We start from the raw sequence: 22,441 nt of genomic DNA, 5'->3' as shown, positions 1-22,441 counted from the left end.
CCTCAAGTCGTTCTAACGACTTCAGGGACGCCCTGATCATGTATCACGAGAACAGTGCGGTGTGGAGGCGCAGCGCGTCTACGTCGGGGAGGGTGCGGGCGGCCAGCCAGGCGCCCGCCGCGGCGCCGTCGGCGGCTAGGCCCAGGGGAGCGGCCGGCCAGCGTGCCGACAATGCGTCGGTCACAGCCGTCGCCAGTGGGGTGTCCGTGGTGAGGAGACTGCCGGCGCGGACCACCGGGGTCGTGTCCCCCTCGGGGCGTACTCGGGAGACGCTGTCCACGAGGTGAGCCGCGGCCTCGTTCACCACCGCGGCGGCGGTCGGGTCGTCCGCGTACAAACTTGTCACGAACGGTGACAAGCGTGCCAGCTCGATGGCCGGGCGGCGGGTGACCCGTTGTACGAGTAGGTCGACGGTGTCCCGCGGGCGCGCGGCGATCTCGGTGCTACCCAGCAGTTCGGTGAGGATGGCCCGCGCCAGCGGGCCGAGCGGGCGCCCGGCGTCGACCGCGGCGAGCGTGCGGCGCACCGCCTCGCGACCGAGCCAGAAGCCGGAGCCGGCGTCGCCGAGCAGCCAGCCGTGCCCGTCGGCGACCCGGCCGAGCGTGAAGTCGTCGACCTCGGCGGCGATCGCGCCCGTGCCGGCGATGAGCACGGTGCCGTGCGGGCTCGCGGTGCCTGAGGCGTAGGCGACGAGCGCGTCGCCGACCAGCGTGTACGGGCAGCGGAGCCCCACCGCCTGCCAGGTGCGGTCGAGCTCGGCTTGGCTCTCGGGGTCGTCACGCAGCCGGCCGACCCCGGCGAGCCCGATCGTGCCGGCTCGCACCCGAGCCGGGTCGACGTCGGCGAGGGCCTGCTTGAGCGCGCGGCCCCACTCGGCAGCGGCCGCCGCGGCGCCGTGCGAGGTGGGGTTGCCGCCGCCCGCCAGGCCGGTGCCGAGTCGCTCGCCGGTGAGGGAGGCGACCAGGACCCGGGTCGAAGTGGCGCCGACGTCCAAGCCGATCACGAGTGGATCAAACACCCCGCCATCGTGGCGGAAATCGGGCGATGAAAGCGCTTACCCACGGTAACAGTTTGAAAACTTCACCCAAGTCCTTGACAAGGTGGCCCTCTTAGTAAGAACTTTTACCACTATCAGTTAACACTCTTTTCTGAAAGGTGGTCGGTCGTGCGTGATGGTGTGCTGACGACCGTCCGCGCCAAGCTGCCGGAGTTCACCGGGGCTCTGCAGCGGGTCGCCGAGCAGGTGCTCAGCGACCCGGCGGCCGCGGCGCGGGCCACGATCGTCGAGCTTGCCGAGCGCAGCGGCACCTCGCCGGCCACCATTACCCGGTTCTGCCGGGCGCTGGGCTTCGAGGGGTACGCCGAGCTGCGGCTCGGCATCGCCGCGGAGACCGGGCGTGCTCGCGCCGCCGGCTGGACCGTCGACATTGGACGCGAGATCCAGCCGGGTGACCCGCTCGACCGGGTGCTCGGCCAGATCATGGCCGCGGACACGCGCTCGATGCACGACACCGCCGCGCTGCTCGATCTCGGCGAGGTCGAGCGGGCCGCCGACGCGATCGCCGGTGCGACCCGGGTCATCATCTTCGGCGCCAGCGGCAGCGCGCTGGTCGGCGAGGAGATGCAGTTCAGCCTCCATCGCATCGGCGTCGCGGCGTGGGCGTGGACCGATGTACACAATGGACTGGCCGGTGCGGCGCTGCTCCGCGCCGGCGATGTGGCGCTCGGGATCTCCCACAGTGGACAGACGCGGGAAATCATCGAGATGCTGGCCGAGGCCGGCAGCCACGGCGCCACCACCGTCGCCCTCACCAGCTTCCCGAAATCCCCCCTCGCGGAGCTGGCCGACATCGTGCTCGTCACGGCGACACAGGCGACCACGTTCCGCCCGGACGCGCTCTCCGCGCGCCATCCCCAGCTCGTGGTGCTCGACCTGCTCTACATCGCGGTGGCGCAGCGCACCCACGACAGGGCACACGCGGCATTCCAGCGGACCGCTCAGGCGGTCGACGGACACAAGTCACGTTCGACGAGCTAGTCACGTTTCAACGAGTTAGAAGGAGACCCCCATGTCAGAGGATCGACGCACATTCCTGCAAAGGGCGGCTGCCGCGGGCCTGCTCGCAACCCCGGCCGCGGGGCTGCTCAGCGCGTGTGTCGGCGGCGGCGATGACGACACGCAGGACCAGGCCGAGGGCGAGAAGAGCGAGACCAACCCGCTGGGCGTCGACGCCAAGGCGCCGCTCGAGGTGGTCATCTTCAACGGCGGCCTGGGCACCAAGTACGCCACCGACGTGCACATCCCGTCGTACAAGAAGTCGTTCCCCGAGGCCGAGGTGAAGTTCTCCCAGGCCGAGGAGATCGCCACCGTGCTGCAGCCGCGCTTCACCAGCGAGCAGCCGCCGGACATGGTCAACAACGCCGGCTCCAAGCTGATGGACCAGGGCGCGCTCGTGCAGGCCGGGCAGGTGCAGGACCTGACCGACCTGTTCAACGCGCCGTCGCTCGACATCGCCGGCAAGACCGTCAAGGACACCCTCGTGCCGGGCACGGTGGAGCAGGGCACGTTCAACGGCAAGCCGTACGTGCTGAACTACGCGTTCACCACCTTCGGCCTCTGGTACTCGGACAAGCTCTTCAAGGACAACAGCTGGACCGTGCCGAAGACCTGGACCGAGTTCACCGCCCTGCTCGACAGCATGAAGGCCAAGGGCGTCACGCCGTACGCGTACGCCGGCGCGAACGCCTCCTACTACCAGTACCTGGTCATCCTCACGACCGCCGCCAAGATCGGTGGCGCGGACGTCCTCAAGAACATCGACAACCTCGAGGACGGCGCCTGGCAGGTCGACGCGGTCAAGCAGGCCGCGCAGCTGTGGGGCGAGATCGGCAACAAGTACATGCTCAAGTCGCACCTCGGCCTGCGGCACACCGAGGTCCAGCTCCAGCAGAACCAGTACCGGGTCGGCCTGTACCCGAGCGGCTCGTGGCTGGAGAACGAGCAGGCCAAGGACACCCCGGCCGGCTTCAACTACGCGGTCATGCCGCTGCCGAGCGCCACCGCGTCCGACAAGCTCCCGCAGACGGCGATCTACGCGGCGGCCGGCGAGATGTACTTCGTCGCCGCCAAGGGCAAGAACCCGCGCGGCGGCATGGAGTACCTGCGGCACATGCTGTCGAAGGAGGGTGCCAAGGGGTTCACCGAGCTGACCAAGGTGCTGACCGTCGTGCAGGGCGCCACCGAGGGCCTGACGATCTCGCCGGGCCTGACCAGCAGCGAGGCCATGCTCAAGGCGGCCGGCAGCGACTACTTCGCGTACCGCTGGGACACCTGGTACAAGAAGATGGACGACGAGTGCCGCGCGGCCACCAACGAGCTGATGTTCTCCGGTGGCGACGCCAACAAGTTCGTGGCCCGCATGCAGAAGGTCGCGGACGAAGTGAAGAAGGACCCGTCCATCGAGAAGTTCAAGCGCTGAGGCTCAGATCATGCGGCACGGCAAGTACCCCTTCATCGTCGGCTTCTTGGCCGCACCGGTCGCGCTCTACGTGACCTTCGTGATCGCGCCGTACCTCCAGGCGTTCTACCTGGCGATGACCAACTGGCGCGGTGTCTCGGCGAACCCCAAGTTCATCGGGTTGGACAACTTCCAGCGGTTGTTGCAAGACGACGTCTTCTGGAAAGCCGTCCGTCACCACGGCCTGTTGCTGCTTGCCCTGCCGCTGGTCACCATCGCGATCGCGCTGTTCTTCGCGTTCCTGCTGAACGTGGGGGGCGGCTCGCGCGGTGGCGTGATGACGGGGGTCTGGGGGTCGAAGTTCTACCGCTTCGTGTTCTTCTTCCCCCAGGTCCTCGCCATCGTCATCATCGGCGTGATCTTCCAGCGGGTGTACGCCCCGGACGACAGCGGCCTGCTCAACGGCTTCCTCAAGATCTTCGGTATCGATCCGATCCTGTTCATGGCCAACGGCAGGATCGCGCTGTGGGCCATCGTCGCGGTACTGGTCTGGCAGTCGGTCGGCTTCTACGTGGTGCTCTTCTCGGCGGGCATGGCCTCGATCCCGAAGGACATCTACGAGGCGGCCACCCTCGACGGCGCCGGCCGGGGCGCCATGTTCTTCCGGGTCACGATGCCGCTGCTGTGGGACACGCTGCAGGTGGCGTGGGTGTACCTGGGCATCGCGGCGTTCGACGCGTTCGCGATCGTGCAGGTGCTCTCGGTCGACCAGGGCGGGCCGGACGGCGCCACCACGGTGCTCGGTATGGAGATCTACCGCAACGCGTTCTCCTACTCCCAGTTCGGCTACGCCTCCGCGATGGGCGTCGCCCTGTTCTTCCTGACCATCACGTTCGCCGCGCTCACCCTGCGGGTGAGCAGGCGCGAGACGATCGAGCTCTAAGGGGTACCGGTGGCACTGTTGACCCGCGAGGCGACTCGCCAGGCGGCGCCGGCTTCGACGGAGCGTCGCGAAGTAAAGGTCTTGTCGGGCTTTGCCCACCTCAGCCTGGCGGTCTGGGCGATCCTCGTGATCGCGCCGCTGGCCTGGACGGTCATGGCCTCGTTCAAGAACAACACCGAGATCTTCCTGGGTAACCCGTTCGCCCTGCCCAGCAGCTTCAACTTCGACAGCTACGTGCGGGCGTGGAACGACGCGCACGTCGGGCGCTACTTCCTCAACAGCGTCTTCGTGGTCTCGATCAGCACGGCCGGCACCATGCTGCTCGGCTCGATGGCGGCGTATGTGCTGGCCCGGTACAAGTTCTTCGGCAACCGGTTCATCTACTACCTTTTCGTGTCCGGGCTCGCTTTTCCGGTGTTCCTCGCCTTGGTGCCGCTCTTCCTCGTGGTCAACAACCTGGGGCTGCTCAACACCTACACCGGACTGATCCTGGTCTACATCGCGTACTCGCTGCCGTTCACCGTGTTCTTCCTGGCCGCGTTCTTCAAGACGCTGCCGAACTCGGTGGCCGAGGCCGCGATGATCGACGGCGCTTCGCACACCCGGCTGTTCTTCCAGGTCATGATGCCGATGGCCAAGCCCGGCCTGGTCAGCCTCACGATCTTCAACATCCTCGGGCAGTGGAACCAGTACCTGCTGCCCGTGGCGCTCATGCAGGGTGAGAACGCCGACCAGAAGTGGGTGCTCACCCAGGGCATCGCGAGCATCTCCGTGCAGGCCGGATACGAGGCGGACTGGGCGGCGCTCTTCGCCGCGCTGACGCTCTCGATCCTGCCGATGATCGTCATGTACGGCTTCTTCCAGCGCCAGATCCAGCAGGGCCTGACAGCGGGCGCGGTCAAGTAGCCGGTTTCTGTCGGTGCGTCGGTGCAGAATGCGGTCGTGGAGGTCGACGGGCGGCGGGTGTGGGGGTCGACAGCGACCTCCTACCCGCCGCTGCTGCGCGCCGGCACCCGCGTCGAGCGCTGCCACGACATCGAGCTGACCGAGGCACTGCTGCTCGGATACGACGGGCGGTGGGGTGAGCCCCGGTCGCTCGCCGCCGCGCACGCGCGGCTCGCCGGCACACCCGTGCCACCCGACCCGCCGCCGAGGGCGGCCTTACCCCCTGGCGACGGCCAGGGGACCTTGTTCGAGGCCGCGCCGCCACCCGCTGACGATCCCGAGATCTTGTCCAAGGTGTACGCGGACCAGGGTCATCGGCTCTCGTTGGTGGGCCAGCCAGGGCGGTTCAAGCTGCTGGTGGCCGCCGAGTCCGCGGGCGCGCTGATCGCCGTCGAGATGGGCGCCGTCGGGCTGCCCTGGCGTGCCGACATCCACCACAAGCTCCTCGTCGAGCTGCTCGGCGAGCCCTCGGCGGTCGGCGGTCCGCCCCGGCGCCTCGCCGAGCTCACCGCCCGCATCAACGACGCGTTCGGCGTCCGCAGCCTCCACCCCGAGTCCCCGGCCGAGGTGCTGCGTGCCTTCACCCGCGCCGGCATCCAGCTGCCCAACACCCGAGCGTGGTCGCTACGCGACGTCGACCATCCGGCGGTGCCGCTCCTGCTGGAGTTCAAGGAGCTCTACCGCATCTGGACCGCACACGGCTGGGCCTGGTGCGACGCGTGGGTGCGCGACGGCAGGTTCCGCCCGGAGTACGTGCCGGGCGGTGTCGTGTCCGGCCGCTGGGCCACCCGAGGCGGCGGCGCCCTCCAGATCCCCAAAGTCGTCCGGCGCGCCGTCGTCGCCGACCCGGGCTGGAAGCTGGTGGTCGCCGACGCCGGCCAGCTCGAACCGCGCGTGCTGGCAGCGGTCTCCGGCGACACCCGCCTCGCCGCGGCCGCCGCCTCCGGCGACCTGTACGCCGCACTCGCCACCGACTCGTTCGGCGGCGACCGGGCGAAGGCCAAGGTGGCCCTGCTCGGCGCCATGTACGGCCAGACCGGCGGCGCGGCGATCCCGGCGCTCGCCACGCTCCGGCGCCACTACCCGACCGCGTTCGACTACGTCGAGGCGGCCGCCCGCACGGGCGAGGGTGGCGGCCTGGTCCGCTCCTGGCTAGGTCGCACCTGTCCACCGTCATCCGCGCCGCTCGGCTTCAGCGAGGATGGCGCGGGCGCTGGCGCTCGGGCCCGCGGCCGGTTCACCAGGAACTTCGTCATCCAGGCGACCGCCGCCGAGTGGGCGCTGACCCTGCTGGCCATGCTTCGCGGCCGGCTCGCCGGCACCGGCGCCGAGCTGGTCTTCTTCCAGCACGACGAGGTGATGGTGCACTGCCCGGCCGACCGCGCCGACGAGGTCTCCGAGGCCGTGCACTGGGCCGCCACCCGCGCGGGTTCACTGCTGTTCGGCGACACCGCGGTCCGGTTCCCCCTCGACGTCTCGGTCGTCGACTGTTACGCGGACGCCAAATAACCGCGTCTGCCCGCCCGTGACGACGTCTCCCCACGCCCCTGTCCGCCGATCAAGGGCGAATGCACGCGGTTCGATCTCAGTTCCGCGTGCTTTCGCCCTTGATCCACGCATATGCCCTTGATCGGCGAAGGCATAGGGCTCGCCACGGTCCAGTGCGTTCGCCCAATGCAGAGCGTCAAACTAAAGGAAATTTTTAGTTTTGCGTCTCAGGAGTGCACAGAAGTACAGTTTTGCTTTAGCTACCGGTTCATGAGAGGCCGCGCGTGACTGTGGATCGCAGGGACCTACGGGCCGCGCTCTGGCGCGTCGCCAGCGCCCAGCGCGGCTACTTCACGGCCGCGCAGGCGCGCGAAGTCGGATACTCGTATCAGGCTCAGCATCACCACACGCAGCGTGGCAACTGGGTCGCCGTCGACCGGGGCATCTACCGCTTTCACGAGTTCGACATGCTGCCCAGCGGCGAAGACGACCATCTGGCTCGCTGGGCGCTATGGGGCAAGGGACGCGCGATCGTTTCTCACACGACCGCGCTGGCCGTCCATGACCTGGGCACAGCCAACCCCTCCCGGATTCACCTCACGGTCCCACCGGGGTTCCGGCAGAAGAGCGATGGGGTGGTTCTCCATCGCGCCGATCTAACGGACGACGAGATTGACGACTACGGCGGATATCGCGTCACCAGCCCGGTACGCGCGATCGTGGAGAGTGCGGCCGCGAGGATGGACCAGGACGTGGTGGACTCGGCAGTCACCGAGGCGATCCAGCGTGGGCTAACCACCCGTCGCGGGCTCCTCAAGGCCGCCCAACGGTTGGGCGTCCAAGCGGAGTTGGGCGTCGAGCGGGCACTGCGGGCCACGCCATGACGGAGCGGTACCGCAGTGCTGAGTCGCTTCGCGGATCCTCGCTCGCCTTTCGACCGACCGGGCCACCGGCTGGGTCCTCAAAGGAGGCGCGGTACTGGAGTTCCGCCTCCCCAGCCGGGCTCGTTCCACCAGGGATCTGGATCTGGCGGCGCGCCCCGAAAGCGAGCCGGAGCTCGACGGCGCCACGGTGCGAGATCTCCTCATAGACGCACTCTCGATCGACGAGGACGGCGACAAGTTCCTCTTTCGAGTCTCTCCGCCGGCTGATCTGAGAGCGGATACCGCCGGTCGGGGTGGCTGGCGGTTCTCGGTGGAAAGCCTGTTGGCGGGGAAGACGTTCGCGACCGTCCGCGTCGACGTCGTGGCTAGAGGCGAAGAGATCGCCTTGACCGAGCGGCTTCCCCTTCCCAACCTGCTGGAGTTCGCTGGCACTCCGCCCCGAGAGATTGAGGCCGTGGATCGTCGACAGCACTTCGCTGAGAAGGCGCACGCCCTCAGCCGCGACTATGGTGACCGCCCGAACACCCGGGTGAAGGACCTCGTCGACCTGGTGCTGCTCATCGAGAGCGGTCTGGCGGCCGACGCGGCATTGGCGGAGGTCGTACGCCATGTCTTCGCTGTGCGGGCCACGCATCCTGTTCCGGATGTGTTGCCTGAGCCGCCACCGACCTGGGCCGACCTCTATCCCGAACTGGCCGGGGGCCTCACCGACTCCCCGCCTCGGATAGAAGCCGCACTGGACATCGTGCATGCCTTCTGGGCTGCGGCCTTCGCGGGCGCTGAAGTGAACTCCGATTGATTTCGCTCGGGGGAAGGCGGAAGGGCAGGGTTTAGCGGCGGAAGGTCAGGTAGGCGGCGCCTCGGGGGGAGAGGCGGTAGCCGATCTCGAGCGCCTCGGTCAGGCCCAGCGCCTTCAGCTTGCGGACGTCGATCTTGAAGGAGGCTGTGTCGCGGCTCAGCATCGCGGCCAGGTCCGCCGCCCTCACGCCCGGGTGGTCGGCGATCGCTCCGAGCGCGGCCGCCGTCCATGGGCCGCGGGGGCTAGCGTGGTCGAGGCGGGCGAGTCGCTGGTCGATCGCGGCCACCCCGGCGGCGTCGAGGTGGTCGTCGGCGGCGAGGGCGTCGCGTGGGTCGGTGCCGTCGATCCGGTGGAAGCGGAGCAGGTACAGCTGCCCGTCGGGCGGGCCGGTCACGTGGGCGAGGAGGGACGCGGCGTCGGGGTACCCGGCCGCGCGGGCGTCGTCGTCGGTCAGGTCGTCGGGACTGGTTGACTCTACAGTGGACATCTCGACGATGTCGCTGCCCGTGCGGTAGCGGCGGCCGGCGACAGCCTGCGGCCGGCGCCACCGGCGCAGCGCGGCCGTGATCGAGCCGTCGGCGATGCCTTCCCGTAACCGCCGCTCAAAGAGCACGATCCATGGTAAACAGACGGGCGAAGTTGCCCCAGCACACCGCGCGCAGCCAATCGTCGCCGAGATCCAGGTCGACCAGGCCGTCGAGCTGAGTGGCGTACTGGTACGGGATGTTGGGAAAGTCGCTTCCGAGCAGCACTTTTCCGGCCAGCCCGAGATCGCGCAGGCGTGCCCGTTCCCCTGAAGGGAACGGCACGAGGTTCTCGAAAAACGGCGTGAACACCATGGTCGTGTCCAGCGACACCCGCTCGTACTCCTGGGCGAGATCGAGGAAGGACGTGTAGTCGGGCGACCCCATGTGCGCCACGATCGTGGTCAGCCGGGGGTGCCGCGCGAGCAGCGCCGTGAACGGCTCCGGTCCGGTGTACTCGGCGCCGATGGGTGCGTGCCCCGCATGGATGACGATGGGGGTACCCGTCTCGGCGAGCAGCCCGAAGACCGGCGTCAGCGCCGGGTCCAGCGGGTCGAAGGCGCCCACCTGCAGGTGGAGCTTGAACACCCGCGCGCCCGCCGCCAGCGCCCCGGTCACGTAGTCGAGTACCCCCGGCTCGGGGTAGAAGGTCGCGGAGGGCAGGCAGCCGGGCGTGTCGCGGGCGAAGGCGAGCGTCCACTCGTTGAGGTCGGCGGCCATATCGGGCCGGTGCGCGTACGCCAGCGCGGTGAACCCCCGTACCCCCAGCTTGTCGAGGTGGGCGACCCGCTCGGCGTCGGACCACCGGTACCTGATCGGCCACTCGATGCCGACCAGCGGCCCGGCGCTGTCGAAGTGATCCCACACCCTGCGCAGCATCCGGGGCGGCAGGAAGTGCACGTGCACGTCGTTCAGGCCGGGCAGCCCCAGCGTGCGCCAGAACCCCGGTACGTCGTCGTCGTTCACACCTCGATATTGAACCGGCGCAGGACGGATGGCGCCAGCAGGCCGGCTGCGCACAGCAGCGAGATGATCGTAAAGGCGCCCCGCAGCACGTACACCTCGACCGCCCCGCCCACCTTCACCGCGAGCGCGTCGGGCATGCCGATCATCCGCCACATGCGCTTCCCGGTCGGTATCGGCCACAGCAGTGGTACGCCGGCGCTGGTGATGAGGTCGCCCAGGATGTGTACGACGCAGCCGACGCCCACCGCCAGACCGAGCATCGGGTACCCGCGATCGCCGGGCAGTTCGAGGTACGTGTAGTACGCCGCGCCCGCCGAGATCAGGGTGACGAGCACCCAGCCCGCCCGCTTGGCCCACTCGTCGAACAGTCCGCGCAACGCTAAGCCGATCATCAGGAAGAGGATGCCGATGACGGCCCACTTCCCGAACGCGGTGCACAGCGTCGTGGTGCCCCACCCCACCAGCGCCGCGAACGGCAGCGTGTGGGTCAGCGTGCGGTGGCCGTTCTCCCGGTCGGGGTCATCGCTCAACCGCGTCGCGTGGTACACGCCCAGCGACAGCTTCTCGATCACCTCGGCCACGAACAGCGACGCCACGCCGAACGTGCGCGCGATCGTGGCACCGCCCTTGTTGCGCGTGACCTTGCCAGAAAGGTCGAGGTCGGGAAAGAGCGCCCCGCCCGCGCATACGGCAGTGCCGACGGCGATCGCCAGCGGCGACTGCTCGTACCCGGCGAACTTGTCCAGCGCCCACGAACCGGCCAGCCACACGGCTGCGCCGGACAGCGCATGGGACGGTCCCATCATGTGTCCGCGCCCTCCCCATATCCCAGAGCGCGGTCACTGTGTCAGAGGGACCGTCCACAATCAACTACCGCCACGGTGGTCCATGCCACGCCCGCCCGCGGTGATAGTGGTGATAGTGGCGGTGCTTCATCATCCCCACGAAGATGAACACCAGCGGGATGGCGGGCCAGAAGAAGCTCGCCCCGGAGAGCGCCCACAGTCCCACCAGCACGGCCGCGACGACGACGAACCCGCTGAAGCGCCGCCCGGCCTCCCGCCGCATCTGCGACCGCGCCTCTGGAGTCTCGGCCAGCGCGCGCCGGCCTCCGTCGGGCAGGTCGGTGGTGAGCAGCGCCAGCTCGTCGCGGTACGTCGCCGCGTAGGCTGTCGCCAGCCGCTGTTCGCCCTCCGTCAGGTCGAGCCGGCCCTCGGTCATCGCGGCGCGCAGGATCTGCGCCATCTGTTCGCGTTCGGCGTCGGATGCCCGCAGGCGGCGAGCACTAACTGACTCACTCATACCCCTAGGCTGCGCCCGTCGGGAGGACGCGGCGTCGGTTGGGCGGAGGCATTCCGGGTACGCCCAGCGGCGTACGCCGCGTTGGGGGTACTCCCGTGGGCGTACGTGGGGGACGGCGTGCGGCCGATGCGCCGCCGGTCGCCGGTGACCTACCGTCGAGGCGTGGAGGCTGGTCGGCGGTACAAGGGCACGGTTGGTGCCGCGGTGCTCGCCGGCGTCATCCAGGTGGTAGGCGCCCGGACCGGCGGGGCGGATCTCGGGGCGCTGGAGTACGTGCTGCTGCTCGCCGGGCCGGCAGCGCTGCTGGCGCGACGGAGGCAACCAGTACACGTGCTGGTGCTGACGGTGGCAGCGGCGCTGGGGTATGCCGCGCTGGCCGAGCCGGCACCCACCGGCCCGTATTTTCTGGCCGTGCTCTTCGCGATCTTCGCGGTGGGACACCGTGCGGCCACGTGGGTGGTCGCGGTCGCCGGCTACGCCGGCTACCTGCTCATCGTCGGACCACCCTGGCGTCAGGCGGCGGTCGTCGCGGTCGCGGTGCCCGCCAGCATCGCCCTGGGGGAGGCCAACCGGGTACGCCGGCAGCACTTCGCCGAGATGATGAAGTACCGGGCGGAGCAGGAGCGTGCGCGGGAGGAGCAGGAGCGGCGGCAGGCCAGCGAGGAGCGGCTGCGGATCGCTCGCGAGTTGCACGACGTGCTCGGGCACCACCTGTCACTGATCAACGTGCAGGCGGGTGTGGGGCTCCACCTCATGGACAGCCGCCCGGAGCAGGCCCGCGAGGCGCTCACCGCGATCAAGTCGGCGAGCGCCGAGGCGTTGCGGGAGGTGCGGTCGGTGCTGGGAGTACTCCGTCCGGAGGACGAGGTGGCACCGCGCGGGCCCGCGCCCGGCCTGGCGCGGCTCGACGAGCTGACCGGCGGCGCGGGGCTACCCGTGCGGACGGAGATCATGGGTGAGGCGCGATCGCTGCCCGCCGAGGTCGACCGGGCGGCGTACCGGATCGTGCAGGAGGCGCTGACGAACGTGCGCCGGCACGCGGGCGGGGCGACCGCGTCGGTGATCATCGAGTACGGGGAAGGGGCACTCACGGTGCGGGTGACGGACGACGGTCCGGGCAATGCGTCGGTGAACGACGCGGGCAATGGCATCGCCGGCATGCGTGCAAGAGCCGAGGCACTGGGGGGCAATCTGGCGGCCGCTCCGCTCGATGGCGGCGGTTTCGAGGTGTCGGCGCGCCTGCCAACAACAGACCCACCGTGATCAGGGCGTCCCTGAAGTCGTTAGGGCGACCTCGGGGACGCCCTGATCACGGTTGGGGGAGGAGGGTGAATGATCCGGGTGCTGCTGGCTGACGATCAGGCGCTGGTGCGGGCCGGTTTTCGGGCGTTGCTCGACGCGGAACCGGACATCGAGGTCGTCGGGGAAGCCGCCGACGGGGTGGCGGCCGTGCGTCTGGCCGCCGAGACCAGGCCGGACGTGCTGCTCATGGACATCCGGATGCCGGGCGTCGACGGGCTGGAGGCGACCCGGCGGATCGCGGCCGACCCCGCGCTGGCCGGCACGCGGATCGTCATCCTGACCACGTTCGAGCTCGACGATTACCTCTTCGAGGCGCTGCGGGTGGGCGCGGCCGGCTTCCTGGTCAAGGACACCGAGCCGGTCGACCTGCTGCGCGGAGTACGCGCGGTGGCGAGCGGCGACGCGCTGCTCTCGCCGGGGGTGACGCGGCGGCTGATCGCCGAGTTCGCGGCGCGGGCCCGCAGGTCGGCGCCGGCGCCGCCGTCGGAGCTGGACCACCTCACCGACCGTGAGCGGGAGGTGATGGCGCTCGTCGGCGCCGGCCTGTCGAACGAGGAGATCGCCGAGCGGCTGGTCGTGAGTCCGGCGACGGCGAAGACGCATGTGAGCCGGGCGATGGTCAAGCTCGGCGCCCGCGATCGCGCGCAACTCGTCGTGTACGCCTACGAGGCCGGGCTAGTACGCCCCGGCTGGGCCGGCTAGCCCCGCCCGCGGCTGCGCCGCCCGCCCCGCTCCTCTCCCCGCCGATCAAGGGCGAATGCACGTGGTTGGATCTCAAAACCGCGTGTATTCGCCCTTGATCCATGCGATTGCCCTTGATCGGCGCGGTCCGCTGGAGGAACGCGCCGGGACGACACGTCGTTCAGGCGGTGAGCTTGGCGATCTCTGCCATCTCCGCGGGTGGATCGACTACTGGCTGGATGACGATCTCGTCGATCCCGGCTGCTTCCATGGCGGCGACCCGGGCGAGCAGGTCGTCGCGCGTGCCGACCAGGGTGAGTCTGTCCATCAGCGACGGCAGGACCAGGTCCCGGTCCGCTGGAGCGACGCGCCCGAGGTAGTTGGTGTAGAGCGCCTGGTACCGGTCCGGCATGGTGGCCGTGGTGCCACGCCGGTCGAGCAAGCGTCGCACGGCTTCACGCTCTTCGGCGCCGAGTACCTCGGCAAAGGAGGGTTTGTCGGCGGCGAAGGCCAGGAAGGACAGAACGGTGTGGCCCGTCGCGCCACGTGCCGAGTCGCCGTACGGATCCTCGCCCTCCCCAAGCAGGTACAGCGAGGTCATCAGATAGGTCTCGCCGTCAACAGGTACGCCAGCGGCCTCCGCCGCCTCCCGGCGAGCACCGCGTAACGCGTGCCAGGCCGCGGGATCCAGGATGGCGAACGAAAGCAGGCCGGTGCCGCGTCGGCCGGCGATGGCAGCAGCCTTCAGCCCTTGCGCGGCCACCACGAACTCGATGGGGTCGGCGCTGTGCTGGTGCGGCGCGCCGTGCAGGAACCGGATGTCGCGGACCCGGTCACCCTCGCGGTAGCTGATCGAGCGGCCGGCGCACAGTTCCTGCAGCGACGCGGTGAACGTTTCGAGTTCGGCCGCTGTGGTCGGGGGCATTCCGAGGGTGCGCCGGGAGGAGTTCCCGGTGCCGACGCCGCAGATGATCCGGCCCGGTGCCAGCGCGTTGAGGCTGGCGAACCCGCTCGCCGCCGCCGGTATCGACCGCAACGCCGGTGACGTCACGCCGATACCGAGCCTGATGCGGCTGGTGGCCTTCGCGCACAAGGCCAAAGCTGTGAACGGATCGCCGTGGACCATGGGGGTGTCGTAGACCCAGAAGCTGCTCAAACCCAGCTCTTCGGCGCGTACGGCGAGCTCCTCTACACCGGGCCGCGCCGCGACCACAATGCCCGTACGCAAAGGTGCCTCCCGGGCTCGTCACGCCACGGCGTCGCCATCGTAGCGTTCCGTCGCCGTGCCTGACCGCCCGTTTCCCCTGTACTTGCACACCGTCGCACGTGTGTTCTAATGGCGGTATGTACCAACCGTCCATGCTTGACCTGGCGGAGGTCGCGGGGCTCGGTCAACTCGCCGGGCGGATCCAACGGCACACACTCACGCGTGGCGCGTGGGTCGATCACCTGCCGGGCTGGATCACCGGATCCGAGGTCGTACTGGATACGCTCCTCAGCGATGTCGACTGGCGGGCCGAGCGCCGCGAGATGTACGAGCGCGAGGTCGACGTGCCGCGCCTGCTGCGCTGGTACGGCCGGGGCGAGCGGCTGCCCCACGCGATCCTGGCCGACGCCCGCGACCGGCTGTCCGCGCACTACGCCGCGGAGCTGGGCGAGCCATTCGTGACCGCCGGCATGTGCCTGTACCGCGACGGGCGCGACAGCGTGGCCTGGCACGGCGACACCCTAGGCCGAGGCGCGCGGGCCGACACGATGGTGGCGATCGTGTCGTTCGGGTCGCCACGCGCGCTGATGCTGCGGCCTCGAGGCGGCGGCAGCAGCCTGCGGTTCCCGCTCGGCCACGGCGACCTGATCGTGATGGGCGGATCGTGCCAGCGCACCTGGGAGCACGCGATCCCGAAGACCGCGCGGGCCGTCGGTCCTCGCGTGAGCGTCCAGTTCCGCCCGATCAACGTCGCCTGATTCGCGGCCCGACTTCGCTCGGCCACCCGCACCTGGCCGTCCGAGGATGCCTGCTCCCGCCCGCACGCGCCGGCCGCGCCGCCATCCGGCCGGCGGTCTTGCGCTCCGCGATCAAGGGCGAATGCACGCGCAAAGAGATCCAATCACGTGCGTTCGCCCTGAGACGGTCCCGGGTGTGAGGCGGCGCGTCGTCGCTAGGGCTGACCGTCGGGGTTTGAGGGGTGGCGGCGGTGTGTCGCCGCGCCCTGCGCGGTACGCGGTGCGCGGTGCGCGGTGCGCGGTGCGCGGTGCGCGGTGCGCGGTGCGCGGTCCGCGTGCGCGGTGCGCGGTCCGCGTGCGCGGTGCGCGGTCCGCGTGCGCGGTGCGCGGTCCGCGTGCGCGGTGCGCGGTGCGCGGTGCGCGCCGATCAAGGCCAATCGCATGGATCAAGGGCGAATGCACGCGGAAAGAGATCCAACCGCGTGCATTCGTCCTTGATCGGCGGGGAAAGGGGCCGCGCGGTGGGCGCGGCGGAAGGGGGCCGCGCGGCGGAAGGGGGCCGCGCGGCGGGCGCGGCGGAAGAGGGCCGCGCCGCGGGCGCAGCGCGCGGCGGTGAGGTGGTCAAGATGTGGGAGGGGCTTCGTCCAAGGGTTAGGAAATGTCTCGCACGGTCGTGATCACGCCAGGATGATCATCAAGTGGACGCCATCATCGCTCGTGACCTCACCAAAACGTTCCATACCATCGCACGCCGCCCCGGGTTCGTCGGCGGGTTGAAGTCGCTGGTGGCGCCCGCCCGGATCGCGAAGACCGCGGTCGACGGCGTCTCCTTCTCGGTGCGCGAAGGCGAATTGCTCGCGCTGCTCGGCCCGAACGGTGCGGGCAAATCCACGACAATCAAGATGCTTACCGGCATCCTTGTACCGACCTCAGGCTCGGTGCACGTCGCGGGCATTGAGCCGCACCGTGACAGGGAACGTAACGCGCGCACCATCGGTGCGGTGTTCGGGCAACGCACGCAGCTCTGGTGGGATCTGCCCGCGCGCGATTCGCTCGCCATCCTCCGGGATATTTTCGGTGTCGAGGCCGAGGAGTACCGGCGGCGGCTGTCGGAGTTCGACGACCTGCTGGGGCTGTCGGAGTTCTGGGACACCCGGATCCGGCACCTGTCGCTCGGGCAGCGGGTGCGCTGCGACCTCGCCGCCGCGCTCATCCACGACCCGAAGATCGTGTTTCTGGACGAGCCGACGATCGGCATGGACGTCGTCGTCAAGGAGCAGGTGCGCGAGTTCCTGCGGCATCAGGTGGAGCGGCGCGGGCGCGCGGTCGTATTGACCACCCACGACATGACCGAGGTCAACAGGCTCGCCGAGCGAATCGTGCTCATCAATCATGGCCGGCTGTTCTTCGACGGCTCGCTGACCGAACTGCGCAGCCGGTTCGGCGCCACCTGGCAGGTGCACGTCACGCTGGCCGACGCGCCCGCCGAGGTCGCGGTGCCGGGCCTGCGGGTGCTGCGGCATGACGGGCCGCGGGTCGCGTTCGGGCCGGGCGAGGGCGCCACGACGACGCACGAGGCGCTGCGCCTCATCATCGAGCGGTACGCGATCAGCGATCTCACCATCGAGGAGAACGACCTCGAAGACGTCATGCGCGAGGCATACCTGCACCGCGAACAGGTGACAGCATGAGCGTCGCGCAATGGCGGGTCGCACGCGTCACCCCGCTGGGCGAATTCGCCCAGCCGGCCCGAATCACAGGCACCGCCGTGCGCCTGGCCGCGCAGGTGTTCCTCGTCGTCTGCCTTTGGCGGTCGCTGTACAGCCAAGTGGAGACCAGCGCCGGCCTGGCGCGCGAGCAGGCCGTCACCTACGCGGTGCTCGCCGTGCTCGCCCTTCAAATCAGGGGCCTCGACCGCTCGGCCTCGCGCGACACGATGCTGCAACACATCCAGGAGGGCACCGTCCTGTACTGGTTCGTGCGCCCGATCCCACCCCGGCGGTACTACCTGGTGCGCGCGGTCGGCGACCAGCTCTACGGATTCGCGTGGGTCATCGTCGGATACGCCATCTGCCTCGCCGCCGGAGCGGTGAAACCGCCCGCGTCGGGCGGCGCCGCCGCGGCCTTCGCGGTCAGCCTGCTGCTCGCGCAAATCATCATGTACCAGTTGCTGCTCGCCGTGGACCTGGTCTGCTTCTGGACACTGCAGAACAACGCGGCGCTGACGATCCTGCGCTTCCTGCAGAACCTTCTCTCCGGTGTCATCGCGCCGCTGTGGTTCTTCCCGGACTGGTTCCTCACGATGAGCTCGGTGCTGCCGTTCCGGTACACGTTGGACGTTCCACTGTCTCTCTATATTGGACGGTCGGCGGTCGGTGAGGCGCCGCGGCTGCTCGCGATCCAGTTGCTGTGGTGCGTGCTGCTCGCCGGGCTGACCCGGCTCATGTGGCGCAAGGCCGCCGGTGTCGTCACGGTGCAGGGAGGTTGAGGATGGGACTCGTCTGGCGAATCACCAGGCTCAACTTCCGGGCGGTGCTGGAGTACCGCGCCGAGTTCATGCTGAAGGTCGCGGTGGGCGCCGCCTGGCAGATCTCCGTCGTGGTGTTCGCGACCGTGCTGCTGACCCGGTTTCCCGGCATGGGCGGTTGGGCCACCAGCGACGTGCTGTTGCTGGCCAGTATGCGGCTGCTGAGCCACGGCCTGTACGTGCTGTTGCTCGGCCGGGTCACCTGGACGCACATCATCGTCCAGTTGGGACAGATCGATGCCTTCATGCTGCGGCCGATGCCCGTGTACCGCCAGGTGCAGCTCGCGTTCTTCAACGTCAACGCGGTCGGTGACCTGCTGGTGGCGGCAAGCCTGTTCGCCGGTGCGGTGCTGGTCGTCGACGTCGACTGGACACCGGCCCGCATCGTGTACCTCGTCGTGGCCCTCGTGGGCGGCGTACTCGCCGAAGGCGCCATCGGCACCGTGCTCGGCAGCATCGCTTTGCACGCCCCGGCCACCGCGTACTGGTCACTCTGGCTGGACGAGATGATGACCGCGTTCGGCAACTATCCGCTGCACATCCTGCCAGGGCTGGTGCGGGACGCGTTCACGTTCGTGGTGCCGTTGGCGTTTGTCGCGTACCTGCCGGCGGCGGTCCTGACCGGTCACGTCGACACGCTGGCCGTGCCGGGGTGGCTGGCGGTGGCGTCGCCGCTGGTCGGCCTGCTGGCGTATCTCGCGTCGCGGCTGTTGTGGAAGCGGAGTCTGCGGGCGTACAAGGGGTACGGCGGCACGTAAAGTGATGGTCATGCTTGAGGTGCGGGAGTTGGGCCACGCGTACCCCGACGGGCACGTCGCGCTCCACGATCTCAGCCTCAAGGTGGCCGGGGGTGAGCTGGTCAGCATCGTCGGCCCGTCCGGCTGCGGAAAGTCGACGCTGCTGCGGTGCGTGGCGGGTCTGCTGCGGCCGGTGCGCGGGCAGGTCGTGCTCGACGGTGCGCCCATCGTGGGCGTGCCCGACAACCTCGCCGTCGTGTTTCAGGACTACAGCCGTTCGCTGTACCCCTGGCTCAGCGTGCGTGACAACGTGGCGTTGCCGTTGCGGCGGCGGGGAATGGGGCGTGCCGAGCGGCGGACGGTGGCTGTCGAGGCGCTGGAGTCGGTGGGTCTCGCCTCGGCGGCCGGCAAGCATCCGTGGCAGCTATCCGGCGGCATGCAGCAGCGGGTGGCGATCGCGCGGGCCTTGGCATACCGGCCGGCGCTGCTGCTGATGGACGAGCCGTTCGGGTCTGTCGACGCGCAGACCCGCGAAGACCTGGAGGATCTGCTGTTGCGCGTGCGCGGCGGCAGCGGCATGACGATTCTGCTGGTCACTCACGACATCGACGAGAGTGTGTATGTGGGTGATCGGGTGGTCGTGCTGAGCGCGGCGCCGGGCAGCGTCAAGGCCGACCTGCCGGTGGAGCTGCCGGCACCGCGCGAGCAGATCGCCACCCGCGAGCTGCCCGCGTTCGTGCGCTTGCGCGCCGAGGTCGGCCGCCTGGTCCGCGGCCAGCAGACCGCCCAACACCCGTGATCAGGGCGTCCCTGAAGTCGCCCTAACGACTTGAGGGACGCCCTGATCACGAGGAGGGGGTACGGGGATCTCCAGCAGGTACGGGCCGTCGTGGGTCAGGGCGCGGGCCAGCGCGGCTGGCAGGTCGGCCGCGCGTGACACCCGGCTCGCGGCGCAGCCGAAGCCGGTCGCGAGCGCCACGAAGTCGAGGGCACCGAGGTCGGTGCCGGGGATCTTCGGGATGCCGATGCGGCGGCCGAGCTCCGACACAGCGGCGTACGCGCGGTTGTCGAGCACGATGACGGTGACCCGGGCGCCGTGCCGCGCGGCTGTCCACAGTGACTGGATGGAGTAGAGGCTCGACCCGTCGCCGACGACGCAGATGACCCGGCCGCCGGTCAGGGCGTGCCCGACCGCCGCCGGAAGGCCCCAGCCAAGTGCACCGCCACCCGTCGTGACGTATCCGCCCGGCCGGGTGATGGGCAGGTGCTCGTGCAGCGTGTCCTTGTGGGACGGCGCTTCCTCGACGATGACGGCATCCGCGGGACGGGCGGCGTGCAGCGCGGCCATGACGGCGGCCGCGTCGAGCGGGTCTCCCAGTGGTGGTGCGGCCGGCCGCGACCAGGCCGCCGGCGGGGACCGATCGACGTCGGTGACCAGAGCGAGCAGCCCGGCCGTGGCGGCCCGTATGGTCGAGAGCACGCTCGTGCCCGTGACCGCCCAGGCGATCACCGCCGGATCACAGTCCACATGAAACAGTCGCGTGTGGTCGGCGAGGAGCGGTCCGTCGCTGAACGAGTGGTAGGTGAACACCGGTGCGCCGAGCACCAGTACGACGTCGTAGCCGCGCAACCGCTCCGCGATCGCCGACCTCAACGGCGGCAGGTGGCCCTGGAACAGTGGGTGGTCCTCCGGGAAGGCGGCCCGGCTGGCCCTTGGGGCGGTCCAGACGGCGGCGCGCAGCCGTTCGGCGAGGGCGGTCACCTCGGTCCACGCGCCGTCTTCGTCGACGCCCGAACCCACCACGATGGCGGGGGAGACGGCACCGTCGAGGGCGGCCGCGATTTCTCGCAGCGCCATCGGATCGGCGCCGAAGATCGCGTGCACCGTCCGTGGCGGCACCGGGTCGGCGGGCGCGTCCCAGTCGTCTTCGGGTACCGACAGGAACACCGGGCCGTACGGCGGGGTGAGCGCCACGCGGTGCGCCTCGGCCAGCGCCCCCGGCACCGCACCGGGCGTCTCGGGCTGCTGGCTCCACTTGACGTATGGGCGCGGAAACGTGGCCGGCTCGGCGGCGGACAGGAACGGGTGGGCCGGCAGCATCGATCGGGTCTGCTGTCCGGCCACGATGACCAGGGGCACGCGGTCGCGGTACGCGTCGAAGACCGCCCCGAGCGAGTGTCCCACCCCGCCGGCTGAGTGCAGGCTCACCAGCGCGGCGCGGCCGGTGGCGATGGCGTATCCGGCGGCGACGCCGACCGCGGAGGACTCCTGAAGGGCGAGCACGTAGCGGAAGTCGTCCGGCCAGTCGCGGAACATCCGCAGCTCGGTGGAGCCGGGGTTTCCGAACCAGGTGGTCATGCCGGTGCGGCGGCACACCTCCAGGAAACGAGAACGCACCGTCATGCGCGCACCTGCCAGGCCAGCACCCGCCGCTCCACCGCGACCAGTGCCACGTTGAGCAGGTACCCGAGGATGCCGAGCAGCACGATCGCCGCCCATACCGTCTCGTAGTCGAAGCGCGTGGTCGCCTCCTGGAGCTGGAACCCGATGCCGTCGGCGGCGCCGGGTTGCAACTCGGCGAAGACCATGAGGATCAGCGCGAGCGACAGCGACAGCCGCAGGCCCGCGAAGATCTTCGGCAGCGCGGCCGGGACGATGACGAGCAGCAGCCGTTCCGGGCCGGTGAGGCGGAACGCGCGTGCGGTGTCGATCTGTTGACTGTCCACTGTGCGCGCTCCGTCGGCGGCGTTGAGCAGTACCGGCCACAGCACGCTGAACACGATCGAGGCGACCTGCATCGACGTGCCCAGCGAGAACAGCACGATGAACACGGGCACGAGGGTGGGTGGCGGGATGGCGCGGAAGAACTGGAGCACCGGGTCCAGCACGTCGTACGCCCACCGCGACCGTCCAATCGCGATGCCCAGTATCGCGCCGGCCAGCGCCCCGCCGATGAATCCGGCGCCGAGGCGCGCGAGGCTGGGCAGGATGTTGCTGACCGCGCCGTCAGTCAGGAACAGGTGGGACGCCGGTCCGGAGAACCACAGCTGGCCCATCTCCGCGACGATCGTGGCCGGGGTGGGGAAGAACGGGTCATCGGCGGCGGCCGCCGCGAGCTGCCAGCACACCACCACGACAGCGAAGATGGTCCACCGTTCGAGAGCGGCTCTCATCATCGCGGGGCCGCCCAGCCGAAGAGTTGCCGTTCGCCGCGCACCAGCACGGCGTTGATGACAAGGCCGATCACGCCCGCCCATACGGTGGCGGCGAGTGTCTCGTCGACGCCACCGGGATAGTTGGCGGCCTCCGCGATGAAGATGCCGATGCCCTCGCCGAACCCGCCGAACATCTCGGCGGTCACCGCCAGGATCAGGGCGACCGCCGCCGACAGCCGTACCCCGGTGGCGATGAACGGTGCGGTGGCTGGCACCGATACGCGCCACAGCACAGCCAGCCGCCCGAACCCGAACGCGCGCAACGTCTCCTTCGCCACCGGGTCGACGCCGCGCAGTCCGTAGATCGTGTTGAACAGCACCGGCCACACCGCGGCGTACACGATGACGGTCAGCTTCATCTGGATGCCGGTGCCCAGGAGCATGCCGACGAGCGGGATCAGCGCCACCGACGGTATCGGGCGCAGAAACTCCACAATGGTCGTCGCCGCGTTGCCGACGAGCGGCACGGTGGCGAGCAGCACGCCGGCAGGTACCGCGATCGCCACCGCGATGACAAGGCCGACGGCCCACGCGGCCAGCGTGGCGCGGACGTCGGTCAAAAAGGCCGGGTCGAGCGCGAGCTCGCCGGCGCGCAGCAGGATCGTCGACGCGGGCGGCAGGAAGTCGGAGTGGACGATGCCGGCGCGGCCGAGCGCCTCGCTGGCGGCCACGACGAGCAGGACGCCGGCCGCGCCGCGCCCGACGCGGCCTGCCGGTCCAGCCAC

The 22,441-nt window shown here is 69.8% G+C and carries 22 protein-coding genes and 1 pseudogene; 14 read left to right on the top strand and 9 right to left on the bottom strand.

From position 1 onward, the window contains the following. Positions 1–43: 43 nt before the first annotated feature. Positions 44–1,018 (bottom strand): N-acetylglucosamine kinase, encoded by a 975-nt coding sequence (locus QMG73_RS21135; protein WP_281898214.1) that lies wholly within the window; start codon positions 1,016–1,018, stop codon positions 44–46. A 147-nt stretch (positions 1,019–1,165) separates the two neighbouring features. On the opposite strand from QMG73_RS21135, the gene QMG73_RS21130 reads away from it, so the two are divergent. The 7 genes and pseudogenes from QMG73_RS21130 to QMG73_RS21100 all read left to right on the top strand — a co-directional run bounded on the left by QMG73_RS21130 (position 1,166) and on the right by QMG73_RS21100 (position 8,517). Next, positions 1,166–2,038 carry a MurR/RpiR family transcriptional regulator gene (locus QMG73_RS21130; RefSeq protein ID WP_281898213.1) on the top strand — a complete coding sequence of 291 codons (873 nt, stop codon included), beginning with the start codon at positions 1,166–1,168 and terminating at the stop codon, positions 2,036–2,038. A 31-nt stretch (positions 2,039–2,069) separates the two neighbouring features. Further along, a complete protein-coding gene (gene ngcE, locus QMG73_RS21125) occupies positions 2,070–3,479 on the top strand; it encodes an N-acetylglucosamine/diacetylchitobiose ABC transporter substrate-binding protein (protein WP_281898211.1) in 1,410 nt (469 codons plus the stop codon). 10 nt (positions 3,480–3,489) lie between these two features. Next, the gene (locus tag QMG73_RS21120) at positions 3,490–4,401 is read left to right on the top strand and encodes a carbohydrate ABC transporter permease (protein WP_281898208.1); all 912 of its coding nucleotides are present in this window, start codon (positions 3,490–3,492) and stop codon (positions 4,399–4,401) included. A gap of 15 nt (positions 4,402–4,416) precedes the next feature. Continuing rightward, on the top strand, positions 4,417–5,307 hold the full coding sequence (locus tag QMG73_RS21115) for a carbohydrate ABC transporter permease (protein WP_407676836.1): 891 nt from the start codon (positions 4,417–4,419) through the stop codon (positions 5,305–5,307). A 51-nt stretch (positions 5,308–5,358) separates the two neighbouring features. After that, positions 5,359–6,855: pseudogene (locus QMG73_RS21110) on the top strand (bifunctional 3'-5' exonuclease/DNA polymerase); the annotation flags it as partial. Positions 6,856–7,118: 263 nt separating this feature from the next. Continuing rightward, positions 7,119–7,718 carry a type IV toxin-antitoxin system AbiEi family antitoxin domain-containing protein gene (locus QMG73_RS21105; RefSeq protein WP_281898202.1) on the top strand — a complete coding sequence of 200 codons (600 nt, stop codon included), beginning with the start codon at positions 7,119–7,121 and terminating at the stop codon, positions 7,716–7,718. 34 nt (positions 7,719–7,752) lie between these two features. Next, entirely contained in the window at positions 7,753–8,517 is a 765-nt protein-coding gene (locus QMG73_RS21100) for a nucleotidyl transferase AbiEii/AbiGii toxin family protein (RefSeq protein WP_281898313.1), read from the top strand. Positions 8,518–8,548: 31 nt separating this feature from the next. Here QMG73_RS21100 and QMG73_RS21095 read toward each other — a convergent pair whose 3' ends face one another. The 4 genes from QMG73_RS21095 to QMG73_RS21080 form a co-directional block, all read right to left on the bottom strand. Beyond that, complete coding sequence (locus tag QMG73_RS21095; protein WP_281898201.1) at positions 8,549–9,130, bottom strand: ASCH domain-containing protein; 582 nt, start codon at positions 9,128–9,130, stop codon at positions 8,549–8,551. Continuing rightward, positions 9,120–10,007: an amidohydrolase family protein gene (locus QMG73_RS21090; RefSeq protein WP_281898199.1), complete on the bottom strand. Its 888-nt coding sequence runs from the start codon at positions 10,005–10,007 to the stop codon at positions 9,120–9,122. The genes QMG73_RS21095 and QMG73_RS21090 overlap by 11 nt, the downstream gene beginning before the upstream one ends. After that, complete coding sequence (locus QMG73_RS21085; protein ID WP_281898198.1) at positions 10,004–10,813, bottom strand: metal-dependent hydrolase; 810 nt, start codon at positions 10,811–10,813, stop codon at positions 10,004–10,006. The genes QMG73_RS21090 and QMG73_RS21085 overlap by 4 nt, the downstream gene beginning before the upstream one ends. A 64-nt stretch (positions 10,814–10,877) precedes the next feature. Beyond that, positions 10,878–11,309 carry a DUF1707 SHOCT-like domain-containing protein gene (locus tag QMG73_RS21080; RefSeq protein ID WP_281898197.1) on the bottom strand — a complete coding sequence of 144 codons (432 nt, stop codon included), beginning with the start codon at positions 11,307–11,309 and terminating at the stop codon, positions 10,878–10,880. A 162-nt stretch (positions 11,310–11,471) separates the two neighbouring features. Between QMG73_RS21080 and QMG73_RS21075 the strand changes: the two genes are divergently transcribed. Next, positions 11,472–12,572 carry a sensor histidine kinase gene (locus QMG73_RS21075; protein ID WP_281898195.1) on the top strand — a complete coding sequence of 367 codons (1,101 nt, stop codon included), beginning with the start codon at positions 11,472–11,474 and terminating at the stop codon, positions 12,570–12,572. Between the two features lie 69 nt (positions 12,573–12,641). Further along, positions 12,642–13,313, top strand: coding sequence for a response regulator transcription factor (locus QMG73_RS21070; protein WP_281898193.1), 672 nt, complete (start codon positions 12,642–12,644; stop codon positions 13,311–13,313). Positions 13,314–13,473: 160 nt separating this feature from the next. On the opposite strand, the gene QMG73_RS21065 is transcribed toward QMG73_RS21070, so the two are convergent. Continuing rightward, the gene (locus QMG73_RS21065; RefSeq protein WP_281898191.1) at positions 13,474–14,520 is read right to left on the bottom strand and encodes an LLM class flavin-dependent oxidoreductase; all 1,047 of its coding nucleotides are present in this window, start codon (positions 14,518–14,520) and stop codon (positions 13,474–13,476) included. 131 nt (positions 14,521–14,651) lie between these two features. Between QMG73_RS21065 and QMG73_RS21060 the strand changes: the two genes are divergently transcribed. The 5 genes from QMG73_RS21060 to QMG73_RS21040 all read left to right on the top strand — a co-directional run bounded on the left by QMG73_RS21060 (position 14,652) and on the right by QMG73_RS21040 (position 19,299). Further along, complete coding sequence (locus QMG73_RS21060; protein ID WP_281898190.1) at positions 14,652–15,257, top strand: alpha-ketoglutarate-dependent dioxygenase AlkB; 606 nt, start codon at positions 14,652–14,654, stop codon at positions 15,255–15,257. Between the two features lie 677 nt (positions 15,258–15,934). Continuing rightward, complete coding sequence (locus QMG73_RS21055; protein ID WP_281898188.1) at positions 15,935–16,927, top strand: ABC transporter ATP-binding protein; 993 nt, start codon at positions 15,935–15,937, stop codon at positions 16,925–16,927. Continuing rightward, positions 16,924–17,724, top strand: coding sequence for an ABC transporter permease (locus QMG73_RS21050; protein ID WP_281898186.1), 801 nt, complete (start codon positions 16,924–16,926; stop codon positions 17,722–17,724). The genes QMG73_RS21055 and QMG73_RS21050 overlap by 4 nt, the downstream gene beginning before the upstream one ends. 2 nt (positions 17,725–17,726) lie before the next feature. Continuing rightward, on the top strand, positions 17,727–18,521 hold the full coding sequence (locus tag QMG73_RS21045; RefSeq protein WP_281898184.1) for an ABC transporter permease: 795 nt from the start codon (positions 17,727–17,729) through the stop codon (positions 18,519–18,521). A gap of 10 nt (positions 18,522–18,531) precedes the next feature. After that, a complete protein-coding gene (locus QMG73_RS21040) occupies positions 18,532–19,299 on the top strand; it encodes an ABC transporter ATP-binding protein (RefSeq protein ID WP_281898182.1) in 768 nt (255 codons plus the stop codon). Here QMG73_RS21040 and mdlC read toward each other — a convergent pair whose 3' ends face one another. The 3 genes from mdlC to QMG73_RS21025 are packed head-to-tail and all read right to left on the bottom strand — an operon-like array spanning position 19,300 to position 22,441. Next, positions 19,300–20,904 (bottom strand): benzoylformate decarboxylase, encoded by a 1,605-nt coding sequence (mdlC, locus tag QMG73_RS21035; protein WP_281898181.1) that lies wholly within the window; start codon positions 20,902–20,904, stop codon positions 19,300–19,302. Beyond that, the gene (locus tag QMG73_RS21030; RefSeq protein ID WP_281898179.1) at positions 20,901–21,677 is read right to left on the bottom strand and encodes an ABC transporter permease; all 777 of its coding nucleotides are present in this window, start codon (positions 21,675–21,677) and stop codon (positions 20,901–20,903) included. Before QMG73_RS21030 ends, mdlC begins: the two co-directional genes overlap by 4 nt. Next, positions 21,674–22,441: an ABC transporter permease gene (locus QMG73_RS21025; RefSeq protein ID WP_281898177.1), complete on the bottom strand. Its 768-nt coding sequence runs from the start codon at positions 22,439–22,441 to the stop codon at positions 21,674–21,676. Before QMG73_RS21025 ends, QMG73_RS21030 begins: the two co-directional genes overlap by 4 nt.

Source organism: Phytohabitans aurantiacus, from assembly GCF_027923225.1.
Classification (GTDB): Bacteria; Actinomycetota; Actinomycetes; order Mycobacteriales; family Micromonosporaceae; genus Phytohabitans; species Phytohabitans aurantiacus.
This window is presented reverse-complemented; position numbering and strand designations above follow the sequence as displayed.

What these genes read in the sequence shown, in the direction of transcription:
- QMG73_RS21050 (WP_281898186.1), top strand. Translation starts at nt 16,924, where the DNA reads ATGAGCGTCGCGCAATGGCGGGTCGCACGCGTCACCCCGCTGGGCGAA.
- QMG73_RS21070 (WP_281898193.1), top strand. Translation starts at nt 12,642, where the DNA reads ATGATCCGGGTGCTGCTGGCTGACGATCAGGCGCTGGTGCGGGCCGGT.
- ngcE (WP_281898211.1), top strand. Translation starts at nt 2,070, where the DNA reads ATGTCAGAGGATCGACGCACATTCCTGCAAAGGGCGGCTGCCGCGGGC.
- QMG73_RS21030 (WP_281898179.1), bottom strand. Translation starts at nt 21,677, where the DNA reads ATGATGAGAGCCGCTCTCGAACGGTGGACCATCTTCGCTGTCGTGGTG.
- QMG73_RS21080 (WP_281898197.1), bottom strand. Translation starts at nt 11,309, where the DNA reads ATGAGTGAGTCAGTTAGTGCTCGCCGCCTGCGGGCATCCGACGCCGAA.
- QMG73_RS21045 (WP_281898184.1), top strand. Translation starts at nt 17,727, where the DNA reads ATGGGACTCGTCTGGCGAATCACCAGGCTCAACTTCCGGGCGGTGCTG.
- mdlC (WP_281898181.1), bottom strand. Translation starts at nt 20,904, where the DNA reads ATGACGGTGCGTTCTCGTTTCCTGGAGGTGTGCCGCCGCACCGGCATG.
- QMG73_RS21060 (WP_281898190.1), top strand. Translation starts at nt 14,652, where the DNA reads ATGCTTGACCTGGCGGAGGTCGCGGGGCTCGGTCAACTCGCCGGGCGG.
- QMG73_RS21040 (WP_281898182.1), top strand. Translation starts at nt 18,532, where the DNA reads ATGCTTGAGGTGCGGGAGTTGGGCCACGCGTACCCCGACGGGCACGTC.
- QMG73_RS21120 (WP_281898208.1), top strand. Translation starts at nt 3,490, where the DNA reads ATGCGGCACGGCAAGTACCCCTTCATCGTCGGCTTCTTGGCCGCACCG.
- QMG73_RS21085 (WP_281898198.1), bottom strand. Translation starts at nt 10,813, where the DNA reads ATGATGGGACCGTCCCATGCGCTGTCCGGCGCAGCCGTGTGGCTGGCC.